Below are 16,932 nucleotides of genomic sequence, written 5' to 3'. Positions count from 1 at the left end.
AAATGAGTTAGAAATCGATGGAAAATAAAATTCTAGAACTTAAAAAACTGACCGAGCTAAACGCCGTACCGGGCAACGAAGGTGAGTGTCGCAAATACATGGCGCAACGCTTTGAAGGCGTTGCAGACGACGTTGTATTGGACAATATTGGCAGCATTATTGGTAAAAAAGTGGGCGTAGAAAACGGCCCTCGCATTATGCTGGCTGGCCACATGGATGAAGTGGGCTTCATGGTCACTGAAATCAACAAAGACGGTTTTGTAAAATTCACCCCACTCGGCGGTTGGTGGAACCAAGTTATGTTGGCGCAACAGCTGACAATTACTACCGGTGCTGGCGAACATATCCACGGCGTTATTGGTAGCAAACCACCCCATATCCTTAAACCTGCAGAGCGTGCTAAACCTGTTGAAATTGACGCTATGTTCATCGATATCGGTGTTGCGACAAAAGAAGAAGCTGAAGCTCTAGGTATTAAACCTGGCGATATGATCACCCCTTATATCGAATTTCGCGAAATGGCGAACAAAGACTACCTACTAGGTAAAGCGTTTGATAACCGCATTGGTTGTGCTATTGCTTTGGATGTTATGGACAACCTAAAAGACGTTGCTCATCCAAACCAATTGTTCTCGGTTGGCACAGTACAAGAAGAAGTAGGCCTGCGCGGCGCGCGCACTGCATCTAACTTAGTTCAACCAGAAATCGCGATTGCTGTCGATGTAGGTATTGCCGATGATACTCCAGGATGTGACAACAAAGGCGTAATGGGTAAAGGTCCGCAACTGACATTAAAAGATGCATCAATGGTCGGTCACAAAGGTCTGCGCGAACTGTGCATTACTATTTGTGAAGAACTTGATATTCCGTTCCAATACCAAGTATTAAACGGTGGCGGTACTGACGCAGGTATGATGCACGTATCTGGCAATGGTGCACCGTCTATTTCAATCGGTATTCCATCACGTTATATCCACTCTCATACTTCGATGATCCATAAACAAGATTACAACGCGACCACTAAACTTATCACTGAACTAGTGAAACGTTTAGATCGTGACACTGTCAATCGTCTATTAATGGACTAATCACACCAGCGGCGCCTTTTAGGTGCCGCTTTGCTTTATTTAATGTAGATTTCTCCTCTTTAATACCTTCAATCTCCCCCCTACTCATATTTCAGATTTAGCCATTTCACCCTTAACAAAACCTTGTTTATGGGTTTGTCAGCGCATAACAAAACCTTACTTTGAGTTCCAGTGAATTTCGTAATCTTATTTACCGATTTGAAATGCAACACATGTAATGCGCTAACATAGCGTGTCACGATTTTTTTGCTTTAACGCTTAGCTCGATTTAAGTGCTATCCAACAATTTTTATAAAGTCGTGACCATAAGTAGAGCTCAATAAGGAAACACCTCCTTTTAGCTCACTTAATATCGCAACTTTTGAGCCGTATTTTCGTCTTTAAAAGTCAGATAAGAATTACGTAACGTTGAGTGTAACCACATGCAAGTAATGCTGTCTCAAGGCGAAGCCGTTTCGCACCTAGTAACTGCGTTCAGTAAGCTCTTGTATAGGGATATACATCCAAGTGGATTAACACTTATGGCAAGTTTAAATAGGAACAAAATATGAGAAAAAGTCTGCTGCATTGCAGCTTAATACTTGTTTCCGCCAGCCTTTTTGGTTGTGGCCCAGGTAATGAGTCTTATGACACGGTCGCCAAAGACCCTGACATGATTTCAAGCGCTGACATCGAGCAAACCGTCACAGCTGCTGATGGCTTAACACATGCTCGTCGTTACCTTTACCTACGCACTATTCGTAAAGCACCGCGTTACTTTGCTTCTTTAGGCAGTAACACGTGGTACAACGATACCAAACTTGTCACTTTACAACGTTCTGAAAACGGGATTGAAGTGTTACAAGAAGACAAAGGTGCTATCGGTGATGGCCAAGAATATTCTCCATATAATAATCCTGAAGATCTTCGTCCATTAGTGACTATCAACGGTAGCTACATTGATTATAAATGTGCGACTGACAGTTATGATAAGTGTACTAACCAAGAAGAAGAAAATACTGATGCCGATGTGAAATGGGATCAGAAAAAGTACTTCGTTCCTGATTTAGCTAACATTACCGTTAAAGACCTTGGTTTCAACGACATGGATATTAGCCGCTGTCTGACTGAAGTTGGCGATCCACGTATTGTTCACCGCACCGAAGAAACTGCAGACGGCAAAAAGGTCACTTGGAACGGTCATGAAATCGATCTAAAAAATGGCGTTATCAACTTAGAAATCGCGCAAGATTATACGGCAAGCACATCTGCTGCCTGTGCAGGTTTCTCGCCACAAGACAGCCTAGACAACTACTCTCTCACAGTAACTAGCTTTGTTTCGATTGTGGCACTAGATTCTCCTCGTAAAGATGGCGACGCTCATTCGCGCACTCTAGTTTCAGAAAACTACAAACCAGTTCCTTACGCAGAGCAAGAATCCTCTACATTTGGCTTCTTTAAAACGCGCATTGATCACAACGATACCTTTAACGAAGACGACCAAAATGGTCAGTTCCGTCAATACTTAAATCGTTGGAACCCTGAAAAGGCAAAACTGCATTACTACTTATCAAACAACTTCTATGAAGCGAAGAACGCACCGTACCTAGCGGCAGCGACTCAAGGCATTGCCTTAATCAACGCAGAAAACGAAGTGTTTAATACTGGCGTTCCTCAAATTGAATTGGCTCCAGCAGGCAATCGTCAATCTGGTGATTTACGCTACGCAATCATTGAACTTGCTGATGAACCATTAGCGAATGGTCTATTAGGTTACGCGCCAACAGCAGTTAACCCACTGACCGGTGAAATTGTTTCGGGTGTAGTAAACCAATATAGCGGTAACGCAATCAATGTGGTTCCACCTTATTGGCAACGTCTGCGTCGTGCATACAACCACGGCAAAATGTCACAAAAACAATTTGATGAGCTCGTTGCAAATCCAATTAAATACAAAGCGACCAAATCAGGCTTAACCGCTAACCAAGCTCGCTATGTTATCACCCCTGTACTGCCTGGTTCGAATGGTAGCTACTTATTCGGTGAGAAGTTAAACCATTTGGCTAACGTACTTGCTGGCGGTTTTGATGCGCTGTCTAACAGTCAAGTGATGGAATTAGCTCGCCACAAAACACAAAGCGATATCATTGCTGACCGTGAAATGGGCGAAACAGTATCCCTAGAACGTCAAGCACAAGCCAAACAAGAAGACATGTACACTCTTGGTCGTAACAACATGTTAAGTGTTCAAGCGCTAGAGCATACTGCATTTGGTAACGGCGATTATCGCACGCTGCCACAAGGCGTACGTGAATTACCTGGTGAGGCGGCAAACAAGTATCGCATCGACTGGAACAGCGATGGCTACTACACCGATGCTACCCATACTAAGTTGAAAAACTTCAAAGATTTGACTGTTGCTCAGCAACAAGATCTGAAAGTGAAACTATCAGCGGCAATTTTTGCAAGTACACTAACTCATGAAATGGGACACAGCTTAGGCCTACGTCACAACTTCTTAGGTAGTGTGGATGCAGAAAACTACAACTTCAATGACGCGCAAATGGCTAAATTGAAGCAAAAGCTAGCCTCTGTGGGTTATCCAAACATTGAACCGCATTCAAACTCTAGTAGCCGTATGGAATACAGCCTAGACGCTTACTCTACTGGTTACGGCCCTTATGATATGGCGGCACTACGCTTTGGTTATGCGCGTAAAGTTGAACTTTCAAGTGCTGCACTAACCGCATATAAAGGTGCAAAAAACGCAGGACTAGAAGACACACCAATTGAAGGTAACTACATCTCGCTAAAACCGCGCGATCAAAAACGTCGTGCTGAAATTGCCGATCTTGACGGTCGTGGTGAAGGCTACGGTCATTACTCACGTGGTGTTACTGACGCTAAACTGAAGAAAGTGCTTAAGAGCTTCCAATTCTGTACAGATGAGAATGTTTTCTTAGGCAACACTTGTAACCGCTTTGACGCAGGCTTCACCAGCGCACAAATCGTGCACAACAAAATTGACGATTACGAAGCCAGCTACACCAGAAACAACACCCGTAATGGTCAAGAAGACTATGGTATGGCTTACCTAACGTCTTACATACTAGGTCGAATGAACACCTTCAACTCGCTACACGCGTTTATTGAAGATTCACACGATCTATTAGGCTCTGGTGAAGATTCTATGAGTCTTGATCACCAAAATATTATTCACAGTATTATTACGCAGTGTCGTACTCAAGATCCTGATACTGGTAAATACGATCCAAGCAACCTATCTATGCTGATGGCCACCTACAACGATGAACATATCGCATCGTTAGTATGTGACCTAGTTGCAGGTACCGATAACGCACGTCAATTCTTATTGACTACTGCCCTATCGCAAGTGAATCGTAACATTTCAGCCTACTATGAAAGTGAGACTACTGATTCAACAGGTGCTACTGTTCCGACTCCAGGTCTTTTGAATCTTCCATTTGATCTCGTTAAGTCAGAGTATGTTAAAGCACACGGTCCATTAGACCTTGAACCAGGTGAAGTGATTGTTGATGGCGATACTCATCAAGAGCTATTAAACAAAATGGTGCAAAGTGCGCTAGATCAATTAGGTCCAAACAACCGTTTACTACCTAAAGGACCTAGCAAGCACTATACACTTGATGGACAAAGTATTGATATTACGCCTAAAGGTGTAGAATTTACTGGACACTCATTAAATAGTTTAACTGCAGACGTTGCTGATCCTAACCATCCATACATTAACGATCGTGATGTATTGGGCGTATGGCCAGACAAACTGCTAGCGGTGAGAACACTACTGGGTCGTTTCCACCCACGCTTAAAAACGTCAAGTACAACAGCTGCATTAGCAGATAGTAACTTTGCCGGCGAAATCTTAAAAATGGGTATTTGTCGTCAAGCATTAGGTAATACATTTGGTAACTCTAATGATCCTAACGAAGCGCAATGTTACCAAGTACTTAGCGGTGATATTTATAATAGCGGTTCAGCTGCAACCAATGGTGTAATTGATAATGACGCAATTACAGCGGTAGTGACTGGCTACGCGGCACAAAATATCAATTACAACGTATCGGCTGACTGGGCAACAACGAACATAGAAACTATGCCAACGTTCGCTTACGATGCAGCGCAATACTTCAACCTTCCTATTTCAGGAAATATTAGTATTTTGCGCGCTATGCTTAACCAGTTTGTGCTTGGTTCAACCACCAAAAACACAGATGTTGGTCTGCAGGCAGCAAGTAAAGGTTACCGTGAGTTTGCAAGTGTTTACACAGAAGATGCCATTTATTCTTATGAAACACCTGTCACGTTTGATTTTAACGATACAACAACCTTTGCTAGTGCGGCTGATGACTTTTCGAAGTTATTACACCATACAGCAACAGCTCAAAGCTTAATTGTTCGTCTTCCTAACTCAAATAGTAAGTTCGTTCTTAAAGAGAACAACCGTTTAGGTTTGGTATTGTTAAATGGATATATTCAAACATTTATGGCAAGAGCGCAGAATAAAGTTGCAGCAGAACAAGCTGTCCTTGACGCTAAGTTGGCTCGTTTGCAAACCATCTTAGAGACTATGCCTCGCACTGATAGCGATGCTCAATTAGATGATACGTCTGTTCTAACCAACATATAATTTGTTGATTCTAAGATAGACTAGAATGGAAGCGACGCCCTAGGGCGTCGCTTTTTTGTTTGGGGACAAACTCTTCTCAGTACAGAGATAGTTTTCAAAGAATTAACCAACTCAATACAAAACATGAACCCTACTGACAAACCTGTTCATGGTTATTCTCTCCATATTTGATAAGTTTTACCTCTAAACCAGAGGAAGAGTAACAACTATGAAATTTCTTACATTCATATTTATATTCATCATTGCTGGTCTTATGGGCACAGCATTTAGAGCAAGCAATAGAGCCCTAAACAGAGCTGAGAATAACTTTAAGCGAAAACATGATTTAGGCAAGTATCGTCATAACAAAGGCAAGCCTGATAATGAGAAGACCATGAGTGATAAAGAGTTCAAAGAGTTTATGGAACAACAACTAAATCCGACAAAAGTTACACCGGAGTATCAAGAGTACCTTCAAACTAAAGAGTTGGTTAGAAATATGAATGATGCAGAATTTAATGCATTTGTGACCAATCTAATAAGTCAATGTCAATCGAAACAAGAATTAAAAGAAACTGCATTATTAATTAAAGATCTAAGAGGAACAGCTTAGCCAACTCAGCGGATGACTTGATATTCTATCAAGAAGAGAGTCCGTTCATGGGGCTTTTCTTTTGTGTTATTTAGATGTACTAATTCAGATATAATCTGACAGGCACCAAGTAAAAAGTGGGTAACTGTCAGATCAGGTCTGAACTAATACAATTTAGAGCCTAGGTGGCTGACACTTAAAGTACTCAGTCCAGTACCCCTCCCAATCATCAGACAAACTAAATAATGGAATAACTCCTTTATGTGCTATGTCTAACCAACCTTCACTAACTAGCGGTTCCTGCCTCAAAGCACGAGATATGTTATTAGGAGCTTTTATGTTCTTAGGGTCGGTGACGATATACGTGTTAATTGCCTTTGTTATCTCACTACCGCTACTTGAGTTATATCCCTGCTTAGTGCGAACTACAAGCCCTGCAAACACCAACGGGAGATAGAGTGTTCCTTTGACTTTTCTAGCTTCCAAGAACTTAGGAAGTTCCTTAAGAATCGTATCATCAAAATCCAATGCTCTAATTGGTTTAGAGTAGAATTGCTTGGGAAGACTAATTTCCGAAGTATTTTCGAAAAAAGGTAATAATCCCGCCTGATAGTATCTTTCCAAATCAAGGATAGAGTTCCGGTTATACATATTGTCGATTCGAGGGACGGTTATGTAACTAGAATCATCACATAGAAGCCCTTTAGGCTCATCTTTAGTATTTATTAAATGTGCGTAACAGCCATAGTCTAACGAATACAGGTTAAACTTCTGACTTTGTACCGTACTCACAGATACACCTTGTTTAATCAAATGAATCACCCTTGCGTCAAACAAGAAATCGATTAACGAGTCATTTGTGTCGCTTTGGACTAAAAACGCTCTAGTTTTCTTATCAGCTATGACGGCGCTGACAATCCACTCAAGTAATTTAACTGCTTCTGTTCGAGAATTGATGTCTTTGCTTTTTGAAGTCGTGTACCAGTGTCTAGCTGCGTTACGAATACCCGTGACTCCGATTTTTCTTCCGTCTGCATACAGTGAGGCTTGGGATATGATATGAATAGCATCTCTTGGAACACCTTCACTGGCTCTAGTAAACTCTTCTAGAGCGGGCTTATTCGTAAAAACCTGAGAGATAAAAGCCTCCACATTGTCAGGAACAACACCACATTTATCTGATGCCTGTACATGCTTATAAATCAGGTTTTTAAAAAATTGTACTGACTTCTCACTGTCACTATCAAAGACCATAAACTGGTCTAAGTTAATAGAGGTTGATGCATCTGAGGCAACTTCCAAGCCAATAAATTCACCGCTGTCATAACATGTGCGAAAGTTAGAACGATGCGTGATTGCCGCAATTTTTACCGTAACAGACGGGATAGAAAAAACTATCCGCCTAAGCATATCCGCTAAGTATGGCTGAAGGTCTAGTGGAATCTCACTCCACTCATCTATCAATAAATAGAGACTCTGCCCTGGTAAATGCTTAACAATACGAGTCAATATCCTCGAAAGAGCACCGAAGTGAATTCGCAAGGTTCTTTTACCACTTTCTCTTGTTGTGGATGACCCTAAGCAGCTTTCTTTTGTTCGGTCAGTGTATGAGCCTCCCAGTTGTGGCGTTGTTGATAATGTAGCATTTAGACCGCTAGTGGATTCTTGAGAAACTGAATTACTTGAACTAGTCTCGACTTCAAACTGACCTTGCACAGTCATATTCGTTGCTTCTTCAACAAAGCTGTCCAAGAGCGGAACTAGGACAGAAAAGTCACATTCATCGTTATTGTAACTTTCTTCTAGAATCTGTTCCCTAACCTCACAAAGGGTATCTGATAGCAGTCTTGAAGCCCTTTCACTGAGGCTCAAATTCGTATCAGAATACATTCCTCCCGTAGAGCCCATGGTTCTCATGTCTAAACTGACAGTAATAATGCCTTGCTCTTGAGTATCATTCTTCAAATATCTAAGAAGGTGAGTCTTCCCTGTGCCTCGCCGTCCGTAAATAATTTGGTTTTCAGCACAAGAAAATAGTGAAAAGACTGAACCAACATGAACAAATGATTTAACTAAGTAATCATCTGGCTTGCGCTCCGCTCGCCTCGGCATAGTCACAAGTATTTCACTCAGAGATTTCATTCAGCTAGCCCTATTATTTTTATGTCACCACTATCATATAACGAAAACTAAATGATTACTTTTGTGTTGAATCAAACTAATAAAGGTTGAAACCTAGACTATCAAGCTTTTTGCGGGGGACTTTCTCTTTTTACTGAACTCATACGCGCACCGTTCATGCATATTTTAAACAATCAAATCCATGAGTGATGTATGCACAATGAAAAGGAAAATAAATGACATAGATCTCTCTGATTAATCTTTTCCTTTTGTTCTAAACAATTGAGAGCCGATAAGCATTTTTGGTAACTGAAGCCATTCATATAGCATTAGTCAAGATAACGGAATGGTATCTAGCTTTGCGCTTACACTTGGTTCTTTAAGATAACTTAGGTTGATGCTGTATACCGTTTCTTCTAACAGTAAATCTAAAGTAATAGATACCATAGTTAGATTTGGTTAAATACATTGTGTCTGTGTCCTGTGTCCGTGTTAGAGAAAACAGGTAGACCTAAAACGACAAAACCCTCGCCGAAGCAAGGGTTTCTAATGTGGCGGTGAGTGAGAGATTCGAACTCTCGATACGTTGCCGTATACACGCTTTCCAGGCGTGCTCCTTCAGCCACTCGGACAACTCACCGAATTTGATTGGGTTGACTGTGTCAGTCAACGAGGCGCTAATTTAATGATTTGTGGGCGGTTGGTCAAGTAGATTTGGGGTGTTTTTGCTTAGTTTTGGTCTGTTTGGACAATTATTGTCTAGTTCGTTGGAAATTGATGCTTTTGCTACTAATTAGCATTCCAGTTGTTGGGTAAGGCTTGATACAATGAGGAAAACCTTTATTTGGACGAATATTTTGGATTTAGCACAGATTATTGCTCAACCTGAGCTGGAAGACCGCCTTCTTCCTTATCATCAAACTCTTGGGTTTATTACTGCTGTTGCGGCTGCACCTCATGTGCTTGATCCCTCGCAGTGGGTGGCGTATTTATGGGGTGGTGAAGAAACGGCACCTTTTAGCGATGGTGAACAGTTAGAGGCGTATTTAGAAGCGGTAGTGGGTTCTTGGAATGCTACCCGCCCTGCTCTGTTTGACGACTCTTGGCAGTGGCCTATTGAATGTGGCTTGAACGATCAAGAGATCGTGACTGAAGCGACTAAAGAGTTTTGTGAAGGTCTGCTACAAGGCTGGCAGTTGGCGCAGGACGATTGGCAAACGCTGATGCCTGAAAATAGCCAAGATAATGCATTGCTTGGCGGTGTATTGCTTTCTATTAGTATGCTTTACGATCCTGAGACTTCACTGGCGACCTTGTCAGAAGAAGGCATGAATGGCTTAGATCAGTTTGTAGAGATCTTTAATGCTGTGCCTATGATGTTGTGTGGATTAACTCAGCGTGGCGCTGTACTGGCTTCTGAGCAGTAATTTTCTACACTACTAATAAGACTCATATAAATAAAAAAACCTCGACGCTGTGCGTCGAGGTTTTTTATTTGGTGCCGGTAAGCAAGTAGTAACTACTAAGCGTTACCCTTCACTTTAATGTTCAACTGCTCAGCAAAATCTAGCATGCGATTGAGCGGAATCAGTGATTTAACGCGAACTTCTTCGTCGACAAAGATCTCGTGATCAGCGCCGCCAAATTTAAGTGCCGATTCAATGGCTTTTAGGCCGTTCATCGCCATCCACGGGCAATGTGCACAGCTACGACAGGTTGCACCTGCGCCTGCAGTTGGTGCTTCAATCAGCTCTTTCTCTGGCACAAGTTGCTGCATCTTAAAGAAGATACCTTTGTCGGTAGCAACGATTAATTGCTTTTGTGGAAGCTCTTTGGCCGCTTTGATCAGCTGGCTGGTTGAACCGACAGCATCGGCAAGTGCAACTACGCTAGCAGGTGACTCAGGGTGTACAAGAATAGCCGCATCTGAGTAAACCGCTTTCATGTCTCTGAGTGCTTTGGCAGAAAACTCATCATGGACCACGCATTCGCCGTTCCACAGTAGCATCTCTGCGCCAGTTTGGTTGGCGATGTAAGAGCCTAAATGACGGTCTGGACCCCAAATGATTGGCGTACCTTCTGCATCCAAGTGCTCGACGATTTCTAAGGCGATACTGGACGTTACTACCCAATCAGCGCGCGCTTTAACCGCTGCTGAGGTGTTTGCGTAAACTACAACCGTATGGTCAGGGTGTTCATCACAAAACTGAGTAAATGCGTCTTCAGGACAACCTAGATCAAGAGAACACTCTGCTTTTAGGGTTGGCATCAAGATGGTTTTTTCTGGGGTCAAGATCTTGGCAGACTCTCCCATGAAACGTACGCCTGCAATAATCAAAGTTTTTGCAGAGTGACGATTACCAAATTTAGCCATCTCTAGTGAGTCGCCGACAAAACCGCCGGTTTCTTCTGCTAGGGCTTGGATCTCTGGATCGGTATAGTAATGGGCAATCAAGACCGCGTCTTTTTCTTTAAGAAGCGTTTTGATGCTCTCCTTATAAGCCTGCTTTTGATCTTCGCTCAATGGAACAGGTTTTGGAGGGAATGGGTATATTGTTGGTGCTGTTTCTAATATTTGGCTCATTGCAATGCTCGGGCAACTTCCTCTAACTCAGGGCATTGTACACTGCTTTGAGTCTGGTTGCCAAAAGCAAAAAAGCCCAACTAAAAAGTTGAGCTTTTACTAATCAATTTATGATTATTTCAGTTTCGACAATTTTTGCTGAGCTGAACTGGCGGACGCTGTGTTTGGATACTCATCAATCGCTTGTTGATAGTATTTCTTAGCGGCGCTGGCACTGTTATTACGCACAGCAATATCACCAAGCTTAACCAATGCATCAGCACGTTTGTTCGACTTCTCGTGAGAAACCACAGACGCAAATGCCTTGGCTGACTCTACGTCGTTCTTTTTCGAGAAGTAGAGCTGTCCTAGCCAATAGCTGGCGTTGGCCGAATAAACCGATTCAGGGAAGTCTTTCTTGAACTGTTCTAGGGCAACGGTGGCGGCGTCATAGTCTTTATTTTTTAGAATAAGATCCACGGCGCTTTGATAAGCCTGCTGCTCACCTTGGTTAGAAGAGTACTTTCCTTCCGGCGCAGCTTGAGCTGGCTGAGCTGGGGCTTTTTTAAGTTCGACTAATTCGGTACGAATACGGTCTAACTCAATAAACAATTCTTTTTGTCTTTCGACAAGTTGTTCTCTTTCGTGCGTGCTTCTTTCAAGTTCACCGTGTAATTGGCTTAAATCCATCGACAAACCGTCGACTTGTTGTTGCAAATTAGCTTGAACTCGGTTGCTGTTTCTAAGCAAACGCTCCAGACGTTGTGTCTCAGTTTCTTTAGAGGCAGTGGAAGATTTTGACGTCGAGACACTGCTAGAGTTGAGATCAGAAACGGGAGCTGGTGCGGCGAATGAAACACTCGCCGCACTTGCTAGTAACGTAAGCGCAACTGCTCGCTTATAGTTACTGATCATGTTTACGTCTTCCTAAGATTAGTAAACTAGAACCGCACGACGGTTTTTCGCGTACGCTTCTTCTGTTTGACCTAGTTGTAGAGGCTTCTCTTCACCGTAGCTTACGATAGAGATTTGGTCAGCTTGAACACCAGAAGCTTGTAGGTAGTTAGATACTGCGTTAGCACGACGCTCGCCTAGTGCGATGTTGTACTCAGGAGTACCGCGCTCATCAGCGTGACCTTCGATAGAAACTTTAACATCTGGGTTTTCGCTTAGGAATTTAGCGTGAGCTGAAAGCATTTCTTCGTACTCAGAGCTGATTGCAGAGTTGTCGTATGCAAAGTAAAGAGTAGTGTTTTCACGTAGTGCTTTTTCAGCAACTTCACGTTCTTCAGCCAATTTTTGCTCATCAGTCATTGGAGATACTACTGTTGTATCTGTAGTTTCTGCTGGCGTAGCTTGTTGAGTTTCTTGGTTAGTTGTTTGTTGTGCATCTGATGCATCCGTAGCATCGTCAGATGAACTACAAGCTGTCATAGCCAGTACAGGAAGTGCGATTAGCAGTCCTTTCAAAACTTTATTAAGTTGCATTATAAATTTTCCTTATTGTATAAAAAGTAACGTTGTTGCGAAATGATTACAAAAACGGTGACCAAGCGGGTGCTCTTACACGCCCATTGGTTGCTGGTAGTCTGGCTTTAAAACGCCCATCAATAGAGACCATTGATAGTACATTATTTTTGTTATACATCGAGCTGTATATCACCATTCCGCCGTTTGGAGCTATGCTCGGAGACTCATCTAGTAGTGTTTTTGTTAACACTTGAACCGCCCCAGTCTCCAAATCTTGTTTCGCCAAATTAAAGCCTGAACGAGATTGATTCACCATAATCATGAAACGTCCATCTGGTGTAATTTGACCACCCAAGTTTTGGTTACCTTGCCAAGTCAACCTCTTACTTGCGCCGCTCGCTAAATTTACTTGATAAATCTGAGGCTTACCACCCCTGTCAGAAGTGAATATTAGCGATTTGCCATCTGGATGCCAAAATGGTTCAGTATTATTTGCGCGACCACGAGTAATTTGTTTTAGCTTTTTAGTCGCCAAGTCCATTGTATACACTTGCAGACTACCGGTTTTAGAGAGTGTTAAAGCCAAAGACTTCCCATCAGGGGAGAATACTGGTGCACCATTGTGACGAGGGAATGACGTTAGCTTCTCTCTTTTGCCAGTATAGATATTCATTAAGTAAATTTCTGAGTGTCCGCTTTGAAAACTGACATAAGCAAGCTGTCTACCATCTGGTGACCAAGATGGGGACATTAGCGGTTGTTTAGAACGTAACACTAAGCGTTCATTGTAGCCGTCGTAGTCTGCGATTCTCAGCTGATACGGGTAGCTGTCTTTATCATTAACCACTACGTAAGCGATGCGAGTTAAAAATGCGCCGCGATCGCCCGTTAACTGCTCGTACACTAAATCTGAAATTCTGTGAGCGTACTCGCGTAAACGGGGGCCTGGCACTGTCGCTTGTTTATTAAATAAAATGTGATCTTTCGAAAGCACTAATTTGCCGTCTTGCAGTGATTTCGACTGGCCATTGGTCAACGCGCCGCGCACCACATCAATCAGTTTGTACTGGACGCGGTATTTGCCATCCCCGGCATCGGTAATTGTGCCGGTTAGCAACGCATCAACGCCCATTGCTGTCCATGCCGAATAATCCACATCCTTATCTTGATACGGTGTTTGTGGCATTTGGTTAGTTGGGATTGGGCTAAATTTGCCACTGCGCTGTAAATCGGAGGCAATCACAGCCGAAACATCGTGCGGAAGTTTACCCGGCCCAGCCCATTTAAATGGCACTATGCCAATGGGACGCGCAGAATTCACGCCCTCTGTAATCACCAATTCAAGTGAAGCATGGGCAACAGATACGCCCAAACTGCACATCATTACTAAACTTACTAATAATCGTTTAATCACCGGGGTTTCCTTATTCAGGTGCAACGGTTAAGTTAATATTCTTGAGTTTATCAATGGCCGCTTTATCTTTTGGTAGCGGAAAGCTAGCCACTTTTGATACGGCTGTTTTTGCCGCTCGACATAAGCTTGAGTCACCCGAAAGCGTTCTAAGATCGCTAACCATGAAGGTGCTGCCCGCTTGGATCAAGCGTAAATTGACCTTACACTCTTTGCCTTTAAAAGAGTCATCTAACAACAACTCTCGTTGAATCATCTGTTTATACACCTCACCCATACGCGAAATCTCATCGGTGATGGCGCGACTACGGGCGCTAGAGTTACTCGCCGCTTCCGCTTCAAGACCTGAGAAAATGTCATTCAGCGCCGCTTCTTTCTCTTTACGCTCTTTCTCAAGTTGAACTAAACGTGCTTTCTCTTTTTTCGCCTTTTCAGCCGCTTCTTTGGCTGCTTTCTGTTGAGCTATTTTTTTCTGTTCGGCTTGGCGGGCTTTTTCCGCAGCTGCCTTGGCGGCTTTCTCTTTAGCTACCCTATCAGCTTCGGCTTTGGCTGCTTTCTTCTTCGCTTCTGCGGCCGCTTTTACTTTGGCCGCACGTTCTGCTTCAGCTTTTTTCGTCGCTTGCTCTTTCTTTAAACGCTCAGCTTTAGCCACTTTTGCGCGCTGCTCTTCTTCTTTGCGTTGACGCGCTTTAAGCTGACGATGTTTCTCCGCTTCGCGGGCTTTCTTTTCCGCTTGCGCTTTTTGTTCCGCTAAGCGACGAATGCGTTTCTCTTCTGCTTTGCGATTTTTTTCCAGCTGTTCACTTTGTTCACGTAGCTTACGAATGCGTTGCTGCTCGGCCTTTGCTGCCGCTTCTCGCTGCTGACGAATTTGTCGCGCTTGTTGGTGAATCACATTAGGGTCAATGACCACCGCCTCAACCATGTTTGGTTTAGGTTCAGGCTTTGACATATTAAATTTTGTGCCCCAAATCAAAGCAATCACTAGCAATAAGTGAATTGCTAGTGATATGACAAGTGATTTCATGAACTTCTTATCTTGTTTCATCGGCTACTGGATTCTATTCCTTGATATCCGTTAACAGGCCAACTTTCGCAATACCTGCTTGGCTTAATTCATCGAGAACTAGAACCACATCTGAGTATGGAGTAGCGGCATCGCCACCCACAGCAACTGGAGAGTTTGGAGAAATGGCTCGTTCTGCTTTTACTCGCACCACTATATCTTGCAGATTCATGCCACGTTGCATCTCTTGGTCGTTAACACTCAAACCAAGCTCACCTTTAGAGTTTATCTCAATAATGATAAAACTGGCTTCGCTGTCTCCAGCAAGCTCTGAGGCTGGCGTGGCGCTATGCGTCTTAGGCAGATCAACATCGACACCTTGGGTGACAAATGGAGAAGTCACCATAAAGATAATCAGCAGTACCAACATCACGTCGATATACGGTACCACGTTGATCTCGGCTGTCATCTTACGTTTTTTAGGTTGATAACCCGCCATTAATTAGTCCCTTTCGCTCATTGCTTGACGGTGCAAAATAGCATGGAACTCTTCTGAGAAAGTTGCGTATGAATGCTCAAGTTTACCCACGCGATTACTTAAACGGTTATAAAACATTACCGCTGGAATCGCCGCAAATAGACCCATAGCCGTTGCTATCAATGCTTCTGCAATACCTGGTGCAACCATGGCAAGCGTCGCTTGCTTTACCTGACCAAGAGCAATAAAGGCATGCATGATGCCCCATACCGTACCAAACAAACCGATATACGGGCTGATAGAGCCAACCGTGGCCAAAAACGGTAAGTTTGTTTCTAGGTTGTCGACTTCTCTAGCCACTGATACACGCATGGCTCGGCCAGTCCCTTCCATAATGAAGTCTGGAGAGTTAGCGTTGGTGCGGCGAAGACGAGCAAACTCAGTAAAGCCTGAGTAAAAAATCTCTTCAATGCCAGATAAACTGCCTTTGCGCGCTTTCACTTCGTGATAAAGTTTGCCGAGATCTTTACCAGACCAAAACTTATCTTCAAAACGTTCTGTGTGAGCATAAGCGGCAGAGATAACCTTGCTACGGCTGATAATCATCGCCCAAGAGGCTATCGACATACCAACCAAAGTTAGCATAACCAACTGAACCAGCAGGCTTGCTTCTAGAATAAGATCAATAAAATTGATTTCTGCGGACACTTTACGATAACTCCGTGATCATGAAACTGGGTATGGCCTGAGGCCTCATTTTAGCGGTATTGATACATGCTACCTTAACCGTAGCTTTGCACAATACTCTGCCTTCTAGATTGACTATCTCTTGACAAAAATCGAGAGAAGCACGCTTAATTTGAGAAATATGTGTTAGTACTGTCAACTCTTGGTCGAGTTTTGCACCTTGCAAAAAATCGATATCCATATGTCGAACAACAAAACCCAATTCCTGTTGTAAAAGAACCTCTTGCGATACACCAATCACCCTTAACATTTCGGTGCGTGCCCGCTCAAAATACTTCAGATAATTCGAGTGGTAGACTATCCCACCCGCATCAGTATCTTCATAGTAAATTCGTATTGGCCAGCGAAATAATGTCTTTTCGGCTTGTGGCATCGTTTAGGTCCCTGATTTTCTCGCCTGTAATATACACAATGTATCGCTTTATTTTTTATGCAACACTCTTTTTTTGACGCATACGGCAATTTCGTGGGTTAACTGAACAAAATTTGACTTTATTTAACCAATTCAGAGTGTTTCTGATATAGATAGTTCAATTTTCAAAACCAAGTTGTGCTCTACTACAGAAATTATTTGCCCTAGAAATAACGACGCTTGATTATACAGTCATCCGTTCCTACAAGGGATGTTTATTGCGCTTAGTAATAAAATTATACAAAAAAGGCCAGAGCGGAAAACCCAACTCTGACCTTCTTTAGTAACAGTTAAAGACTTAGTCTTGCTTGTCTTTATCCATCATTTCTGTGTGCTCTAGCCATAGAGCATTGATGATGCCGAAAGCACACGCTAGCAACACACCCAATATCCACGCGAAATACCACATACTTTATC

At 42.9% G+C, this 16,932-nt stretch carries 14 protein-coding genes and 1 tRNA gene; 4 read left to right on the top strand and 11 right to left on the bottom strand.

Annotation, left to right across the window (positions count from 1 at the left end; translation table 11 throughout):
* Positions 1-17 precede the first annotated feature (17 nt).
* The 3 genes from VHA01S_RS06975 (at position 18) to VHA01S_RS06965 (ending at position 6,328) form a co-directional block, all read left to right on the top strand.
* On the top strand, positions 18-1,088 hold the full coding sequence (locus VHA01S_RS06975) for a M42 family metallopeptidase (protein ID WP_023403649.1): 1,071 nt from the start codon (positions 18-20) through the stop codon (positions 1,086-1,088).
* A gap of 547 nt (positions 1,089-1,635) precedes the next feature.
* A complete protein-coding gene (locus VHA01S_RS06970) occupies positions 1,636-5,736 on the top strand; it encodes a zinc-dependent metalloprotease (RefSeq protein WP_023403648.1) in 4,101 nt (1,366 codons plus the stop codon).
* 208 nt (positions 5,737-5,944) lie between these two features.
* Positions 5,945-6,328: a hypothetical protein gene (locus tag VHA01S_RS06965; protein ID WP_023403647.1), complete on the top strand. Its 384-nt coding sequence runs from the start codon at positions 5,945-5,947 to the stop codon at positions 6,326-6,328.
* Between the two features lie 153 nt (positions 6,329-6,481).
* Here the strand turns inward: VHA01S_RS06965 and VHA01S_RS06960 are convergent, their stop codons facing one another.
* Both VHA01S_RS06960 and VHA01S_RS06955 read right to left on the bottom strand, forming a co-directional pair.
* A complete protein-coding gene (locus tag VHA01S_RS06960) occupies positions 6,482-8,449 on the bottom strand; it encodes an ORC-CDC6 family AAA ATPase (protein WP_023403646.1) in 1,968 nt (655 codons plus the stop codon).
* Positions 8,450-8,980: 531 nt separating this feature from the next.
* A tRNA-Ser gene (locus VHA01S_RS06955) sits at positions 8,981-9,068 on the bottom strand.
* Positions 9,069-9,255: 187 nt separating this feature from the next.
* Here VHA01S_RS06955 and VHA01S_RS06950 point away from each other — a divergent pair.
* A complete protein-coding gene (locus tag VHA01S_RS06950) occupies positions 9,256-9,855 on the top strand; it encodes a UPF0149 family protein (RefSeq protein ID WP_023403645.1) in 600 nt (199 codons plus the stop codon).
* Positions 9,856-9,950: 95 nt separating this feature from the next.
* Here the strand turns inward: VHA01S_RS06950 and nadA are convergent, their stop codons facing one another.
* From nadA to cydX, 9 genes are all read right to left on the bottom strand, one after another.
* Positions 9,951-11,012: a quinolinate synthase NadA gene (gene nadA, locus VHA01S_RS06945; RefSeq protein ID WP_023403644.1), complete on the bottom strand. Its 1,062-nt coding sequence runs from the start codon at positions 11,010-11,012 to the stop codon at positions 9,951-9,953.
* A gap of 114 nt (positions 11,013-11,126) precedes the next feature.
* The gene (gene ybgF / locus VHA01S_RS06940; protein WP_023403643.1) at positions 11,127-11,906 is read right to left on the bottom strand and encodes a tol-pal system protein YbgF; all 780 of its coding nucleotides are present in this window, start codon (positions 11,904-11,906) and stop codon (positions 11,127-11,129) included.
* A gap of 18 nt (positions 11,907-11,924) precedes the next feature.
* Positions 11,925-12,479 carry a peptidoglycan-associated lipoprotein Pal gene (gene pal, locus VHA01S_RS06935; protein WP_023403642.1) on the bottom strand — a complete coding sequence of 185 codons (555 nt, stop codon included), beginning with the start codon at positions 12,477-12,479 and terminating at the stop codon, positions 11,925-11,927.
* Positions 12,480-12,525: 46 nt separating this feature from the next.
* On the bottom strand, positions 12,526-13,875 hold the full coding sequence (gene tolB, locus VHA01S_RS06930; protein WP_023403641.1) for a Tol-Pal system beta propeller repeat protein TolB: 1,350 nt from the start codon (positions 13,873-13,875) through the stop codon (positions 12,526-12,528).
* 10 nt (positions 13,876-13,885) lie between these two features.
* Positions 13,886-14,920, bottom strand: coding sequence for a cell envelope integrity protein TolA (gene tolA / locus VHA01S_RS06925; protein WP_023403640.1), 1,035 nt, complete (start codon positions 14,918-14,920; stop codon positions 13,886-13,888).
* 13 nt (positions 14,921-14,933) lie between these two features.
* Positions 14,934-15,377, bottom strand: a complete 444-nt coding sequence (gene tolR / locus VHA01S_RS06920) for a protein TolR (protein WP_023403639.1) — start codon at positions 15,375-15,377, stop codon at positions 14,934-14,936.
* Positions 15,378-15,380: 3 nt separating this feature from the next.
* Complete coding sequence (gene tolQ, locus VHA01S_RS06915) at positions 15,381-16,064, bottom strand: protein TolQ (protein WP_023403638.1); 684 nt, start codon at positions 16,062-16,064, stop codon at positions 15,381-15,383.
* Between the two features lies 1 nt (position 16,065).
* Positions 16,066-16,476: a tol-pal system-associated acyl-CoA thioesterase gene (gene ybgC / locus VHA01S_RS06910; RefSeq protein ID WP_023403637.1), complete on the bottom strand. Its 411-nt coding sequence runs from the start codon at positions 16,474-16,476 to the stop codon at positions 16,066-16,068.
* 337 nt (positions 16,477-16,813) lie between these two features.
* Positions 16,814-16,924 carry a cytochrome bd-I oxidase subunit CydX gene (cydX, locus tag VHA01S_RS18050; protein ID WP_017032438.1) on the bottom strand — a complete coding sequence of 37 codons (111 nt, stop codon included), beginning with the start codon at positions 16,922-16,924 and terminating at the stop codon, positions 16,814-16,816.
* Between the last annotated feature and the right edge of the window lie 8 nt (positions 16,925-16,932).

Origin of the sequence: Vibrio halioticoli NBRC 102217, from assembly GCF_000496695.1 — a bacterium.
GTDB lineage: Bacteria > Pseudomonadota > Gammaproteobacteria > Enterobacterales > Vibrionaceae > Vibrio > Vibrio halioticoli.
Note: the sequence above shows the minus strand (reverse complement) of the source record. Positions and strands in the feature narration are given on the sequence as shown.

What these genes read in the sequence shown, in the direction of transcription:
- VHA01S_RS06975 (WP_023403649.1), top strand. Translation starts at nt 18, where the DNA reads ATGGAAAATAAAATTCTAGAACTTAAAAAACTGACCGAGCTAAACGCC.
- VHA01S_RS06970 (WP_023403648.1), top strand. Translation starts at nt 1,636, where the DNA reads ATGAGAAAAAGTCTGCTGCATTGCAGCTTAATACTTGTTTCCGCCAGC.
- VHA01S_RS06965 (WP_023403647.1), top strand. Translation starts at nt 5,945, where the DNA reads ATGAAATTTCTTACATTCATATTTATATTCATCATTGCTGGTCTTATG.
- VHA01S_RS06960 (WP_023403646.1), bottom strand. Translation starts at nt 8,449, where the DNA reads ATGAAATCTCTGAGTGAAATACTTGTGACTATGCCGAGGCGAGCGGAG.
- VHA01S_RS06950 (WP_023403645.1), top strand. Translation starts at nt 9,256, where the DNA reads ATGAGGAAAACCTTTATTTGGACGAATATTTTGGATTTAGCACAGATT.
- nadA (WP_023403644.1), bottom strand. Translation starts at nt 11,012, where the DNA reads ATGAGCCAAATATTAGAAACAGCACCAACAATATACCCATTCCCTCCA.
- ybgF (WP_023403643.1), bottom strand. Translation starts at nt 11,906, where the DNA reads ATGATCAGTAACTATAAGCGAGCAGTTGCGCTTACGTTACTAGCAAGT.
- pal (WP_023403642.1), bottom strand. Translation starts at nt 12,479, where the DNA reads ATGCAACTTAATAAAGTTTTGAAAGGACTGCTAATCGCACTTCCTGTA.
- tolA (WP_023403640.1), bottom strand. Translation starts at nt 14,920, where the DNA reads ATGAAACAAGATAAGAAGTTCATGAAATCACTTGTCATATCACTAGCA.
- tolR (WP_023403639.1), bottom strand. Translation starts at nt 15,377, where the DNA reads ATGGCGGGTTATCAACCTAAAAAACGTAAGATGACAGCCGAGATCAAC.
- ybgC (WP_023403637.1), bottom strand. Translation starts at nt 16,476, where the DNA reads ATGCCACAAGCCGAAAAGACATTATTTCGCTGGCCAATACGAATTTAC.
- cydX (WP_017032438.1), bottom strand. Translation starts at nt 16,924, where the DNA reads ATGTGGTATTTCGCGTGGATATTGGGTGTGTTGCTAGCGTGTGCTTTC.